Annotated in this window: 11 protein-coding genes; 2 read left to right on the forward strand and 9 right to left on the reverse strand. The window is 72.0% G+C overall.

Going from position 1 to position 13,010, the window contains the following annotated elements; genetic code table 11:
- Nucleotides 1–43 precede the first annotated feature (43 nt).
- A complete protein-coding gene (locus HEB94_RS45925) occupies nucleotides 44–1,285 on the forward strand; it encodes a DUF4032 domain-containing protein (RefSeq protein WP_192755655.1) in 1,242 nt (413 codons plus the stop codon).
- A 13-nt stretch (nucleotides 1,286–1,298) separates the two neighbouring features.
- Here HEB94_RS45925 and HEB94_RS45930 read toward each other — a convergent pair whose 3' ends face one another.
- The 7 genes from HEB94_RS45930 to HEB94_RS45960 form a co-directional block, all read right to left on the reverse strand.
- The gene (locus tag HEB94_RS45930) at nucleotides 1,299–1,988 is read right to left on the reverse strand and encodes a VldE C-terminal domain-containing protein (RefSeq protein ID WP_192755656.1); all 690 of its coding nucleotides are present in this window, start codon (nucleotides 1,986–1,988) and stop codon (nucleotides 1,299–1,301) included.
- A 136-nt stretch (nucleotides 1,989–2,124) separates the two neighbouring features.
- On the reverse strand, nucleotides 2,125–2,889 hold the full coding sequence (locus tag HEB94_RS45935) for a VldE C-terminal domain-containing protein (protein ID WP_192755657.1): 765 nt from the start codon (nucleotides 2,887–2,889) through the stop codon (nucleotides 2,125–2,127).
- Between the two features lie 275 nt (nucleotides 2,890–3,164).
- On the reverse strand, nucleotides 3,165–4,316 hold the full coding sequence (locus HEB94_RS45940) for an acyl-CoA dehydrogenase family protein (RefSeq protein ID WP_192755658.1): 1,152 nt from the start codon (nucleotides 4,314–4,316) through the stop codon (nucleotides 3,165–3,167).
- A 113-nt stretch (nucleotides 4,317–4,429) separates the two neighbouring features.
- Nucleotides 4,430–5,401 (reverse strand): exo-alpha-sialidase, encoded by a 972-nt coding sequence (locus HEB94_RS45945; protein WP_192755659.1) that lies wholly within the window; start codon nucleotides 5,399–5,401, stop codon nucleotides 4,430–4,432.
- 225 nt (nucleotides 5,402–5,626) lie between these two features.
- Nucleotides 5,627–6,625: a 23S rRNA (guanosine(2251)-2'-O)-methyltransferase RlmB gene (rlmB, locus tag HEB94_RS45950; RefSeq protein ID WP_192755660.1), complete on the reverse strand. Its 999-nt coding sequence runs from the start codon at nucleotides 6,623–6,625 to the stop codon at nucleotides 5,627–5,629.
- 169 nt (nucleotides 6,626–6,794) lie between these two features.
- Nucleotides 6,795–8,318 (reverse strand): cysteine--tRNA ligase, encoded by a 1,524-nt coding sequence (gene cysS / locus HEB94_RS45955; protein WP_192755661.1) that lies wholly within the window; start codon nucleotides 8,316–8,318, stop codon nucleotides 6,795–6,797.
- Nucleotides 8,319–8,466: 148 nt separating this feature from the next.
- Nucleotides 8,467–10,194 (reverse strand): DUF2207 domain-containing protein, encoded by a 1,728-nt coding sequence (locus HEB94_RS45960; protein ID WP_192755662.1) that lies wholly within the window; start codon nucleotides 10,192–10,194, stop codon nucleotides 8,467–8,469.
- Nucleotides 10,195–10,237: 43 nt separating this feature from the next.
- Here HEB94_RS45960 and HEB94_RS45965 point away from each other — a divergent pair, with 43 nt between their 5' ends.
- The gene (locus HEB94_RS45965) at nucleotides 10,238–11,218 is read left to right on the forward strand and encodes a neutral zinc metallopeptidase (protein ID WP_192755663.1); all 981 of its coding nucleotides are present in this window, start codon (nucleotides 10,238–10,240) and stop codon (nucleotides 11,216–11,218) included.
- Nucleotides 11,219–11,407: 189 nt separating this feature from the next.
- Here HEB94_RS45965 and HEB94_RS45970 read toward each other — a convergent pair whose 3' ends face one another.
- Together HEB94_RS45970 and HEB94_RS45975 are read right to left on the reverse strand one after the other, a co-directional pair.
- Nucleotides 11,408–12,373 carry a hypothetical protein gene (locus HEB94_RS45970; protein WP_192755664.1) on the reverse strand — a complete coding sequence of 322 codons (966 nt, stop codon included), beginning with the start codon at nucleotides 12,371–12,373 and terminating at the stop codon, nucleotides 11,408–11,410.
- On the reverse strand, nucleotides 12,370–13,008 hold the full coding sequence (locus HEB94_RS45975; RefSeq protein WP_238361807.1) for an RNA polymerase sigma factor: 639 nt from the start codon (nucleotides 13,006–13,008) through the stop codon (nucleotides 12,370–12,372). The genes HEB94_RS45970 and HEB94_RS45975 overlap by 4 nt, the downstream gene beginning before the upstream one ends.
- Between the last annotated feature and the right edge of the window lie 2 nt (nucleotides 13,009–13,010).

Genomic DNA, 13,010 nt, shown 5'->3' on the forward strand with positions numbered 1-13,010 from the left:
GACGTTTTGTCTCACCGACACCCTTCCGGATTTACTGGCTCCTATGCCTCGGTTCGTTTCCGTCACCGCCGACCCCGGCCTGCTCGCCCTGCCGTGGAACACGCCACTCGCGGAGTGGCCGCAGGAGCATCTGGTCGCGCTGCCGCGCGGTATCTCCCGGCACGTCGTGCGTTTCATTCGCACCGGCGGACATGTGTATGCCCTGAAGGAAGCCGCCGAACGCTACGTCGTCCGGGAGAACCGCCTGCTGCGTGACCTCGAGCGCCTCGACGTTCCTTCCGTGGAGGCCGTCGGGGTCGTCCTCGACCGCACCACCGCGGACGGCGAAGCACTCGACCCCATCCTGTTGACCAGGCACCTGTCCTTCTCGCTCCCCTACCGTGCGGTCTTCTCCCGTACGTTGCGGCCCGAGACCGTCGTCCGCCTGGTCGACGCGCTCGCGGCGCTGCTCGTCCGGCTCCACCTCGCCGGCTTCTTCTGGGGCGACTGCTCGCTGTCCAACACGCTCTTCCGGCGGGACGCCGGTGCGTTCGCGGCCTACCTCGTCGACGCCGAGACCGGCGACCTGCACGAGGAGCTGTCCCCTGGCCAGCGCGCGTACGATCTCGACCTCGCGCACACCAACATCTTCGGTGAGCTGCTCGACCTGCAGGCCGGTGGATACATCGCCGAGGAGACCGAACTCCTCACTCTCGCCGACACGGTGGTCGACCGCTACCAGCGGCTGTGGGCGGAGCTGACCGAGCCGGAGGAGTTCGACACCGGCGAGCTGTACCGGCTTGAGCAGCGGATCCAGCGGCTCAACGACCTCGGTTTCGACGTCGCCGAGCTCGACATCCACACCGACTTCGACGGACGGCACATCCGCATCCAGCCGAAGGTCGTGGACGCCGGGCACCACACCCGCCGGCTGCTGCGCCTCACCGGGCTGGACGTCGAGGAGAACCAGGCGCGGCGCCTCCTCAACGACCTGGACGCCTTCCGGGCCGCGACCGAGCAGCAGTACGAGGACGAGGAGATCGTCGCCCACCAGTGGCTCACCGAGGTGTTCGAGCCCGTCGTGGGCGCCGTTCCGGAGGAGCTGCGCGGCAAGCTCGAACCCGCCGAGGTGTTCCACGAGGTTCTCGAGCACCGGTGGTACCTCTCCGAGAACGCCAAGCACGAGGTCTCCCTGATCGACGCCGTGAAGTCCTACGTCGACAACGTGCTGCGCGCCCGCCCGGACGAGCGCGAGGCGTTGCCCTCCCCCGACGACATCACCGGGATCATCGAGCTCGGCCCCTGACAGGCGCGGACGGCTACCGGTCGCCGTCGGTGGAGACCCGGCCGGCCGCCGCGGCCGGGTCGACGGCTCCGCCCGCTCCGGCCGCCATCGCACCACCCTGCGTCCACCACGTGGTCTGGCGGAGGGCACCCTCCCAGCTGAAGCTCAGGTGGATGTGGTCGGTGTGCGGGTTGGGTGTGCCGGTGTAGGGCTGCCAGCCGTCCTGCGGGCGGTAGGAGCGCCAGATCTGGCGGTTCCAGATCACGTACATGACGCCGAGCCGGCGGGCCATGGCGTGCTGGTTGCCGTCCTGGTCGGGTGCGAGCAGCCACCGCAGGAAGTCGTCGGCGGCGGCGCGCTCACGCGGTGACGCCGCGTCGAAGGCGATGTCGAGGGCGCGGCCCTCCTTGTGTTCGCTGGTGCTCGTACTCGCGCAGGTGCCGGCGATCCCCCACCAACGCGGCCGGTAGGCGGCACGGACGAGGTTGAGGACGTCCACTACGCCGGCCTTGGGCGCGGGGTCACACAGCCACTGGCCGACGTAGGGCGCGTAGGGGTCGACCGGCTGCGCGAAGAGCGCCGAGGCCCGCGGCACCGAGGCCCGCCCGGGTGTGGCGAGCGCCTGGCCGCCGGACGGTGCGATGACCGCGACCAGTCCGGCGACCGCGACCGACGCGGTGACCATCCGGAGCGACCGGCCAGGCCGCGTACCCGAACGCCTCATGCCTCCACGGTCCCGTACGACAAAGGGATGTGTCAGCGGAACTCCGCGATACCCTCACCCCCTCCGCGGCCGGGACGAGCAACGCACGACACAACGCAGGTGCCGAACGGGGCGGAACGTGTCGGCGTCACCGGCATCACGGGAGGTCGGCCGGGCGTCGCAGTCCTTCGATCGTGTCCGGGTCCATCGCCGGTGGCACGGCACCGGTCCCGCCCAGGGTCCACCAGGTGGTCCCGCGCATGGCGCCACGCCAGCTGAAACTGATGTGGACGTGGTTGACGTGTGGATCCGAACCCGTGTAGGGCTGCCACCCCCTCGGGTTGTAGGCGCGCCACATGCGGCGGTTCCAGATCACGTACATGACGCCGAGCCGTCGGGCCATCGCGTTGGCGTTGCCGTACTGGTCGGGAAAGAGCAGCCAGTGCAGGAAGTCGTTGCCCTGGTTGTATCCGGTGGTGGTCCGCGCGTCGAAGCCGATGTCGAGTGCGCGGCCCTCCTTGTGCTCGTTCACCGAGGACGAGCAGGGCTGCTGGACGATCGCCCAGGACACCCTGCCGTACGTCCGCAGGACGAGGTCCCGTACGTCGACCACACCGGCCTTCGCCATCGGGCTGCAGGTGGTTCCGCCCTGATAGGTCGCGTAGGCGTCGATCGTCGGGGGGAAGTTGGGCGTCCTCGGGTAGACGTGGGTGCGGGCCGCGCCGACGCCGCCGTCCTCGCCGGGACCGGTCCCGGGAAGAGTCCCGGGGACAGTCCAGGTGTCGGCGGGGTCGGCCTCGGGGTCGGCGGATGCGACCTGCGAGGTGGTGGTGATCGCGACTGGCGCGATGAGCGCCAGGACGGCGACGAGGAGGACCGCCGGGCGGTGACGCCGCCGCAGTGGGACAGTCGTCGCTGGCATGCCGGGTCCGTTGTCCATCCCCCAAGCGTGGGAGCGAGTGGGTGAACCCGGGCTCCCCCGGAAGGCCTGGTTTCGCGGCCGGTCCCGACCGTCGCGGCCGGCGCTACCTGGCCCGGTCGGTCCCGTACCGGGCGGGCCGGACCTGCCGGACGCTTCGGTCGAAGCTGGACGTGCGCGAGGTGATCGGACGTGACGCGAGGCAGCCGGACGTAGCGGGACGAGGGGCAGACGCGCCGCTGGACAGGACGGCCCGGTTGTCCGACCCGGCTGGTCGGTCAGCCCGCCAGCGCGCGACCGATGACCAGGCGCTGCACCTGGTTGGTCCCTTCGAAGATCTGCAGCACCTTCGCCTCCCGCATGTACCGCTCGACCGGGAAGTCGCGGGTGTAGCCGTAGCCGCCCAGCACCTGCACGGCGTCCGTCGTCACCTTCATCGCCATGTCGGTGGCGGTCAGCTTCGCCACCGCCGCCTGGGTGGAGTACGCCATGCCGCGGTCGCGCCGCCGGGCCGCGTCGAGGTAGGTCGCGCGCGCGGCCTGCACACCGGCGGCCATGTCGGCCAGCAGGAACGACAGGCCCTGGAAGGAGATCACCGGCTGCCCGAACTGGGTGCGCTGCCGGGCGTAGTCGACGGCGGCGTCAAGTGCTGCTTGCGCCAGCCCGACCGCGCAGGCGGCGATGCCGAGGCGGCCTGAATCCAAAGCGGACAAGGCGATCCGGAGCCCGTCGCCCTCGGCGCTGATCAGCCGGTCGGCGTCGACGCGTACGTCGTCCCAGTGCACCTGGGTGGTCGTGGACGCGGTGAGGCCCATCTTGTGTTCGGGTGTGGCGAAGCCCAGGCCGGGGGTGTCCGCGTCGACGAGGAAGCAGCTCATCCCGCGGGTGCGGTCGGTGGAGGTACGGGCGAAGAGTGTGTAGAAGTCGGCCTCGCTGCCGTGGGTGATCCAGGCCTTCGTGCCGTTCACCACGTAGCCCGACTCGGGTTCGGTTCGTGTCGCGCGGGTCGTCATCGCCGTGACGTCGGAGCCGGCCTGCGGCTCGGACAGGCAGTAGGCGCCGAGCAGGTCACCCGACAGCAGCCGCGGCAGCCAGCGCTCCCGCTGCTCCTGCGTACCGTGGTGGGCCAGCGGATAGCACGCGAGGGACTGCACGGAGGTGCCGACCGCGACGCTGAGCCAGGCCGCCGCCAACTCCTCCAGGACCTGTAGGTAGACCTCGAACGGCTGGCCACCGCCGCCGTACTCCTCGGGATAGGGCAGCGACAGCAGGCCCGCCTGGCCGAGCAACCGGAACACGTCCCGGGGGAAGCGGCTCGCGGCCTCGGCCTCGGCCGCGCGCGGGGCGAGTTGCTCGGCGGCGATCTCCCGGGTGAGTTCGAGAAGGTCGTGGGCCTCCGGAGTGGGGAGCAGGCGCTCGACGACGGGCATTGCTGGTCCTCCGCGGGGGAAGGGCTTCCTGGGGTACGTGGGTACGTGCGTACCTTGTTGTCTCTCCCGCAGTGTGAACGTCGTGTACTCGGCTTGCTACCCAGTCACGCGTCTTACGGAGTGAGACGAGCGGACACGATACCGCGTCGACGCCAGGTGTAGGTGACGGCGATCCCGTCGCCGTCCCGGACCGCTGCTGGGTAGGAGAACTCCACCCGCTCCCCTGGCGCCTCGTCCTCCAGCGTCGCCCAGTGCCGCCAGGTCGTTCCGTTGTCGTCGGAGATCGCCGCCGTGAGCGGCGTCCTCGGCCCCCAGGAGACGCCCACCGGGTTGTGGACGCAGACGAGGCGTCCGTCGGGAAGCTCGGCCAGGTCGAGTCCGCTGTTGTTGTTGGGCAGGCTGGTCGCTTCGGCGGGTGCCCAGGTGCGGCCGCCGTCGGTGGAGTCGCTGCGGCACACCCAGCCGTTCGTACTCCGGAGCAGCATGTGCACCCGGCCCGGACCCGACTCCCACAGGGTCGGCTGGATGACTCCCTTGCCCGGGAAGCTCGCGTGGTCCACCGGCACCGACTCGCCGCGCTTCCAGGTGCGGCCCGTGTCGTGGGAGAGGTCGGTGAACGCGTCCCAGGTCGTCTCGGTCTCCACCGACGCGGGGGCGAGCCAGCCGCCGTCGGCGAGCAGGATCGGCTTGTTCTTCACCGGACCGCGCCCGCCCTCGTCGCCGGGGACGAGTTCCTCCGGGTCGGACCAGGAGTGCCCCCCGTCGCGGGACCGGATCACCCGGGTCCGCCAGGCCGGGATCCGCCGGCCGACCTTGTAGAACAACGAGATCTCGCCGTCCGACGCCGCGAAGAGGACGGGGTTCCAGTGCGGGAGTTCGTCCTCGTCCGCGACGCTGACCGCGCGTGTCCAGCCACGCCCGGGTGTCCGCCGGGCCAGCCAGATCGCCACGTCGTCCGCGCCCTCGCGGCTGCCGCCGAACCACGCGACCAGCAGGCCGTCGGGGTGGGACAGCACGGTGGACGCGTGACACGCGGCGAACCTCGGGTCGTCGACGACCACGAACTCCTTGGTGACCTGCGCCACCTCGCGCCTCCTTCGCCGGGATCACGGGCGAGCGGCCAGGGACGATCCGATGGATCATCGGCCCGTACGCGGAACAGCCGTAGGCGACGGTCCTGCGAAGCGGCCGTGGGCCGACCCTGGACATCCAGGATGGGCCCTACGACGGGCTCCGTCAGGGCACGGTCAGGTCCTGGTCAGGACCGATCTGGTTTCGGCCAGGTGAGGTCAGGTCGAGGGCAGGTGAGGTCACTCGGCGGCGGGCCGCGCCGCGCGGTGGCGGGCGACCTCGTACAACGCGATCCCGGCCGCGACGCCGGCGTTCAGCGACTCCGTACCGGACCGCATCGGGATCCGGACCAGCTGGTCCGCGGTCTCCCGCACCAGCCGGGACAGCCCCTTGCCCTCCGAGCCCGCGACGAGGACGACCGGGCCGTCGAGGTCGGTCAGGTCGGCGAGGTCGTCCGCACCTTCGGCGGCCAGCCCGACCACCGTCAGCCCGGCCTGCTGGTAGGAGCGGAGCGTCCGGGTGAGGTTGACCGCGCGGGCCACGGGCACCCGGACCGCCGCGCCGGCCGACGTCTTCCACGCGGCGGCGGTCATCGCGGCGGAACGGCGTTCGGGTACCACCACGCCGTGCGCGCCGAAGGCCGCGGCGGACCGGACGACGGCGCCCAGGTTGCGCGGGTCCGTCACGCCGTCCAGCGCCACCAGCAGCGGGGGCTCGCCGGTGCCGAAGGCGTCGGCGACCAGCTCCTCCGGGTCGGCGTAGATGTAGGCCGGCACCTGCGCGGCCACGCCCTGGTGAACCGCTCCACTGGTCAGTCGGTCCAGCTCGCCCCGGGTGACCTCGAGCAGCGGGATGCCCAGGTCGGTCGCGAGCCGGAGGATCTCCCGCACCCGGTCGTCCCGCTCGATGCGTTCGGCGACCTGCACGGTCTTCACGGGAACGCCGGACCGCAACGTCTCCACGACGGGGTTACGCCCGACGATCCACTCCGGACGGTCACCGGCGCGGCCACCCTGACCGGCGCGTCCGCCGGCGCTGCTGCGGCGGGCCTCCCCGGTCGCGGCGGCGCGCTTTTGGGCCTGGATCCGCTTGTGGGCCTTGTGATAGGGCCGGTCCTCGGCGCGCGGCGTCGGTCCCTTGCCCTCCAGGCCGCGCCGGACCCGGCCACCAGAACCTGCGGTCGGGTTGCCCGAGGCCCGCTGCCGGGTCGCACCACGACGCTTGCTGTTGCCGGCCACGCCAGCCTCCACCCACTCGTTGTCGCTTTGTCGGCACCGGCACTTGCCCGGCGCCACTTGTCTGCCGCCGTCCGCGCGGTACGGCCCGACGGTCGCGGGCCCATGGCCCGCGCACCCACGCTCCGCCCCACACTGGTGCGGTGCGGAGCGCAGGGGCGAGAAGCCGTGGCTACGCCCGGCCGGGCCGCTCGGCGACGTCCCACCGCGCGCCGTGCGGGGTGTCGGTGACCTCCACCCCAGCCGCCCGGAGTTGGTCGCGCACCGCGTCGGCGGCAGGCCAGTCCTTGCGTGCCCGCGCCTCCTCGCGCTGGACGAGCAATGCTCGCACCAGCACGTCGGTGACCGCACGGAGGGAGTCGCCCTCCGCGCTGCTCCGGCGCCAGCGCGGGTCCATCGGGTCCAGGCCGAGCACGGAGAGCATCGACCTGACCTCGAGGAGGCGCGCCTGCACCGTCGCCTTGTCGTCGGCGGCGAGGGCGGTGTTGCCGTCCCGGACCGCCGCGTGGACGACCGCGAGGGCCTGCGGCACCGCGAGATCGTCGTTCATCGCCTCGACGAACGCCTCCGGAAGGGTGAGCTTCCAGCCGTCCGGCGCGTTTTGTCCCGCTTCGGTCCCGTCCGCGGCATTCAGGCCGAACTCCGCGTAGGGATCGGTGTCGGCGGCCACGTCGGTCCCGAGGGGCGCGGCGCCGAGCGACTCACCGACCAGCTCGACGGCTCGTTCGACGAAGTTCTCCACGCGCTGGTAGGACGCGGCCGCCTCGTGCAGCGCCTCCTCGCTGTACTCGATCATCGAGCGGTAGTGCGGCGAGGCGAGGTAGTAGCGCAGCTCCACCGGCCGGACCAGCCGCCGGACGACCACACCCACCAGCAGGGAGTTGCCGAGCGACTTGCTCATCTTCTCGCCGGCGATGGTGACCCAGGCGTTGTGCAGCCAGTAGCCGGCGAACGGGTCACCGGCCGCCTGGGACTGGGCGCGTTCGTTCTCGTGGTGCGGGAAGATCAGGTCGATGCCGCCGCCGTGGATGTCGAACGCCTCACCGAGGTACTTCGTCGACATCGCCGAGCACTCGATGTGCCAGCCGGGGCGGCCCGGTCCCCAGGGGGTGTCCCAGCTGGGTTCGCCGGGCTTGGCCCGCTTCCACAGCGCGAAGTCGCGCGGGTCGCGCTTGGCCTCGGCGTTCTCGGTGTCGCCGGCGGACTGGACCTCATCGACCCGCTGGCCCGACAACGCGCCGTAGTCGGCGAAGGAGCGGACGTCGAAGAGCACGTCACCGCCGCTCGCGTAGGCGTGACCGGTGTCGATCAGCCGTTGGATCAGCTCGACGATCTCCGGGATGTGCCCGGTCGCGCGCGGCTCCAGCGTCGCAGGGATGCAGCCGAGCACGTCGTAGGCCTCGGAGAAGGCACGCTCGTTGCGGTAGGCGAGCTCCCACCAGGACACCCCCTCCGTCTGCGACTTCGCGATCACCTTGTCCTCGACGTCGGTGACGTTGCGGACGTAGACGACGTCCTGGCCCTGGTGCAGCAGCCAGCGGCGGAGCAGATCGAAGTTGACGGCGAACCTCACGTGCCCGATGTGCGGGGGACTCTGCACGGTCGCGCCACAGACGTACATCGTGACCTTGCCGGGTTGCAGCGGCTCGAAGTCACGGATCGCACGCGCGCGCGTGTCGTACAGGCGCAGGTTCATGCACTTAGCGTACCGATCCGCCCACCAGAGCCTCCCGCTCCGCCAAGGCCGTCGGCAGACCGGCTGATCCGGGAGGTTCCAGGTGATCGGGACGATGCGGTCGGTGCCGGGTCGGGAACGACGGTCCGGACCGGCGGTCGGGGCGTGCTCAGATCCGCAGCCGGCGACCGGGTGAGATCGCGTTGGACAGGGCGGCGACGAAGGCGTCCAGGGAGTCGGGTACGTCGATGCGGTGCCAGTCCTCCGGCGCCCGGAACCACTCCAGCCCGGCGTCGGGGGCACCGGGGCGCCCGGACGCCGCGAACGTCTCCGCCCAGCGGTCCTCCAGCCCGAAGACCACGGCGTAGGGCAGGAACCGCGCGGCCAGTTCGGCGCGGTGGTTCTCGGGCAGGTCCGAACCGTCGGCAGTGGCGAGGTAGCGGCGGAGGTCCCGGAGCCGGGCGAGCAGCGCGCTGCCCTTCCCGGTCCGGCTGGGGGCGAGGTCACCGCCCCAGGCGAGCACGCCGCCGGCGAGGACGACGGCCAGGCCGACCAGTCCGAGCTCGGTGGTGATCGCCAGCACCACGGTCAGGACGACACCCACGAGCGCGAGGGCGGCACCGGCGGTGGTCCAGCGGGAGCGAACCGCGTCCGGTCGGTGGTGGAACCACCCGCGGGCGTGGACGTCGGCGTAGAGCTGGTCCCGGACGGCGTCCAGGCGTTCGGAGGGCGCCCCCGCGATCTCGGGCAGGCTCACGACATCCCGGGACCCGCTGTCGAAGAGCAGGTCGAGCACGGCCCGCTCGTACGGCGCCAGGTCGTCCGTCGCGGCGCCGGTGCGGTGGATGAGCCACTGCGGACCGCGATGCCGAGAGGGACGCCCACCCTCCTCGATCACCAGCAGCCCCCGCATCGCGAGGTCGAGCACGGTCGCCACGATGTCGACCACGTCGGCGCGTTCGTCGACGAGGGTGCCCATCTGCCCCGGGCGGATCCCTTCCGGCGGGGCGAACCTCGTCCGTCCGTCGGGCTCGGCGACCAGGGGGCGGTAACCGTCCTCCTGACCGTCCTTCGGCGCACCCGTGTCGCGGCCGCGGGTCCACCACAGCGCGAGCACCGAGAGCCCGGCCAGGGCGACCAGTCCCACCAGCAGCCCGATGGTGAGGGGCGTCAGGGAGAACGCCGTTCGCAGCGACCAGCGTTGGTCGAGGCGCTGGTCGGGTCGGACGGCGGACGCGGTGGGAAGTCCCGCGACGATCGTCATCCGCTCGCCGCTGTCGAGTCCCTGCTGCACGAAGACGGGTGCGGAACTCTCACCGAGCTGGGCCGCGGTGCACGGCATGGTCGAGCCGGCGCCTCCGGCGAAGCAGACCGCCCAGGACACCGCGGGCGCGGAGAGGTTGACCCGGGCCGAACGCACCGGGGTGCTCAGGCCCTGGACGACGGGCCAGCTGACCTCCAACCCGTCGGAGGTACGGCGGACCGCGCCCTGGACGTCGTAGTCCCAGCGCAGGGTGTGCCGCCCGGTCAGTGGCCGGTCCAGGTCGACGGTGAGCGCGGCGAGGCCGTCGCTGTCGTCCCGACTCACCGGCACGGACCTGCCGTCGACGCTGGCCCGCACGTTGGTGACGGTGAAGACCTCGTCCTGGTCGGCGTCGAAGGGGACCCGGATGCGAAGGGTCCGGCGCAGGTCGGCGTTGGGGGTCCGGCCGAAGTCGTACCGCTGTGTCTCCGTCACCCGCAGGGAACCGTCGGCGTCGACGCGGACGCCGGCGACCAACTCGGAGACGACATCATCGGCCGGGGCCGCTGCCGCGGCCGCCGCGACTGGGACGAGGACGGCGAGCGCGGCTGTCGCGGCGACGGCCAGGGTCCGAAGGCGAGGCGCTCGAGCCATGGCCACACAGTAGTGTCGGGCAGCGCGGCGAGAGGAGGTAGGCGTGTCGTACGGATACGGCGGCTGGCCCACCAACCCACGGGCCCGGCGCCGCCGCCGGCCGGGGATCCTCGTCCGGGCGGCCCGTGGCCTCTTCGTCCTCGCGGTGCTCGGCGTCCTCGGTTCGGTCGCGCAGCAGTACCTCAGCGGTGTCGTGGGCGGTGTCATCCAGGGCGGCGACATCGGCGTCCCCCGCGACACTCCGCCCGACACCGGCACCCCTGGTTCCGGCGACGGTGGGGGTTCCGGCCTCCCGGACAACCAGGCCTCGGCGATCCTCGGCTCCAACCGCTTCTACACCGCGGGTGGGCTCTCCGACGTCGAGTGTCCCGCCCCCGACCTGACCAACGCCACGACCAGCGCCCAACGCGCCTACGACGAACACGTCTTCGGCTGTCTCGCCACCGCCTGGAGCGGGCCGCTGCGCCGGGTCGACCTCACGACGAACGCGCCCCGGCTGTTCGTCTTCGACTCCTCCGGCTCCAGTCCCTGCGGCACGTTCCGACCGCGCGAGGGAGCCACGCTCGCGTTCTACTGTCCGGTCAACCAGACGATGTACGCCGACGTCGCCGCGATGGCCCGCAGCTTCCCGACCGAGCACCACGTCGTCTACGCACTCGTCCTCGCCCACGAGTACGGCCACCATCTCCAGGCCAAGGCGGGCATCCTCCAGGCCGAGAGCTCGCTCGCCTACCAGAACCCCGCGCTGGCCACGGAACTGTCCCGGCGAACCGAGACCCAGGCCTCCTGTTTCGCCGGCATGTTCATCCGCTCCATCGAGGAGAGCTACCCCGTCACCGGCCTGCAACGGCGGGCGTTCGACTACTACGCCAGGAACGCCTTCGGCGACCAGGACGGTGCGACCGGAGAGGACCGCAGCCACGGCACCTCCCAGACCCAGGGCCGCTGGATCCTGCAGGGCTTCGAGGACAACGACACCGGCCGCTGCAACAGCTTCAGCGTCTCCGCGCAGGATGTCCAGTGAGTCCGGCGAGTCCGGAGACAGTGAGTCCGGCGAGTCCCGCTAGTCCGGCGACCACGAAAACGACCTGACCCCGGCACGACGAGGCGGGGTGGGCGGCGCACCTCCGCGCCGTCCACCCCGCCTCCCCCGTCTGTCCCCCCGGCTCCCCCGCTCCCCGCGATCCCCCGTCGGTCCGCCTGGGAACGCCGGTCAGTCCTGGTCGGCGCCGTGCGTCCACTCCAGGGTTCGCCGGCAGTTGCCCGGGGTCGGGTCAGCCACGGTGCCCTTCACCAGGACCTCCGTACCGGCGGGATCGGTGTAGCAGTCCTGACTGGCCGGCCCGTTCTTGCTCGAGTCGTAGACGACCTTTCCGGACGCGTCGTACCCCCGCAGGATGTAGCCAGGGCCGACGCCGATCAGGCCGCTGCCGGGGGTGACCTTGTCACTCGGCGCCGTCGGGTTGGCGTCCGGGTGGTTCTGCTCCACGTCCGCGGTGGGGAAGAACCAGTACCCGTCGCGGAGCACGGCGTCCTGTTCCTTCGCACCGTCCGGCTGCACCGTCACCCGGGTGACGGGCCCGGTGTACATGCCGGCGCCGTGCTCGCGTTGGTCCACGAGGGCGAAGAGGTACGGAATGTCCTTCGCCTCGGGGCCCCCGAACAGGCCGGCGCTGACCTCGCCGGACGGAGCGAGCGCGCACGCGAGACGTTCGCCGTCGCGCTGCGCGATCAGCCAGGTCGTCCAGCGCTTGGCGCCCGGCCGCGGCGCGACCTTCGCCCCCAGCACCGGCTCGAACCCGGTCCAGTTCGGCACCGGTTCCACGCACCGAGCCAGCGCCTGCGCCTGCTCGGCCGGCGGGAAGTCGAGCGCCGCCGGGGCCGGCAGGACCGACGACGTCGGCGTCGGCGTGGGACGGGGACTGGCCGTGTCGGACGCTTTGCCGGCCGGCGCGAGGGTCGAGCCGGTCGGTTCCGGCGCCTCCCGGAACAGCTGGACCCCCGCCGCCCCGCCGACGCTGAGCGCCACCACCGCGGCCGCGGCGACCATCGGGGCGAGCAGGCCGCGGCGTGGCCGCCGCCGCTTGCCCGCGACGGCGGCCACCAGCCGGGCCCGCCGGCGTTCGTGGTGGCCCGCCGGCATCCCCCGTTCCGGCGGCGGTGTGAGACGTACGTTCACGAGGGCTCCCTACTGATCAGATAGGTCGGAAGTAGCAGGCCGTGCAGGCGTTTACGGGCCCGTGACAAGCGGGACTTGACAGTGCCGACGGGTACGCCGAGCGCCACGGCGACGGCCTGGTGGTCAAGGCCGGTCCACACGCTCAGCTCGATGACCTGGCGTTCGTGGCGCGGCAACCGGTTCAGCGCCCGGCGTACCTCGCCCATCGCGCGCTCGTCGTCGACCCGCTCGGCCACCGTGTCGGCGTGGTCCGGCTGCACCTCCGGCGCGAGGTTCAGCCGGTCGATCGCGGCGCGGTAACGCCGCAGGGCGCGGCGTTCGTTGCGGGCGGTGTAGTCGGCGACCTTGAGCAGCCAGGGCAGCGCGCTCTCCCGGTCGAGGACGACCTGCCGCCGGCGCCGCCAGGCGTGCAGGAACACCGCGGAGGTGAGGTCCTCCGCCTCGCTCCACGACGCGGTCCGGCGGAACAGGAAGTTGTAGACCGTCCGGGCGTGCCGGTCGAAGAGCTGCCCGAAGGCCGCCTCCTCACCGGCACTCGCCCGCCGCCACAGCTCCTGGTCGCTGTCCAACTCCGTCAGGACGTCCACATCCCGTTCGTGTCCGCGCGGCCCGGCCGGGTTCCCGACCATCGCCATCG

This window comes from Actinopolymorpha pittospori (assembly GCF_014873875.1).
Taxonomy (GTDB): domain Bacteria; phylum Actinomycetota; class Actinomycetes; order Propionibacteriales; family Actinopolymorphaceae; genus Actinopolymorpha; species Actinopolymorpha pittospori.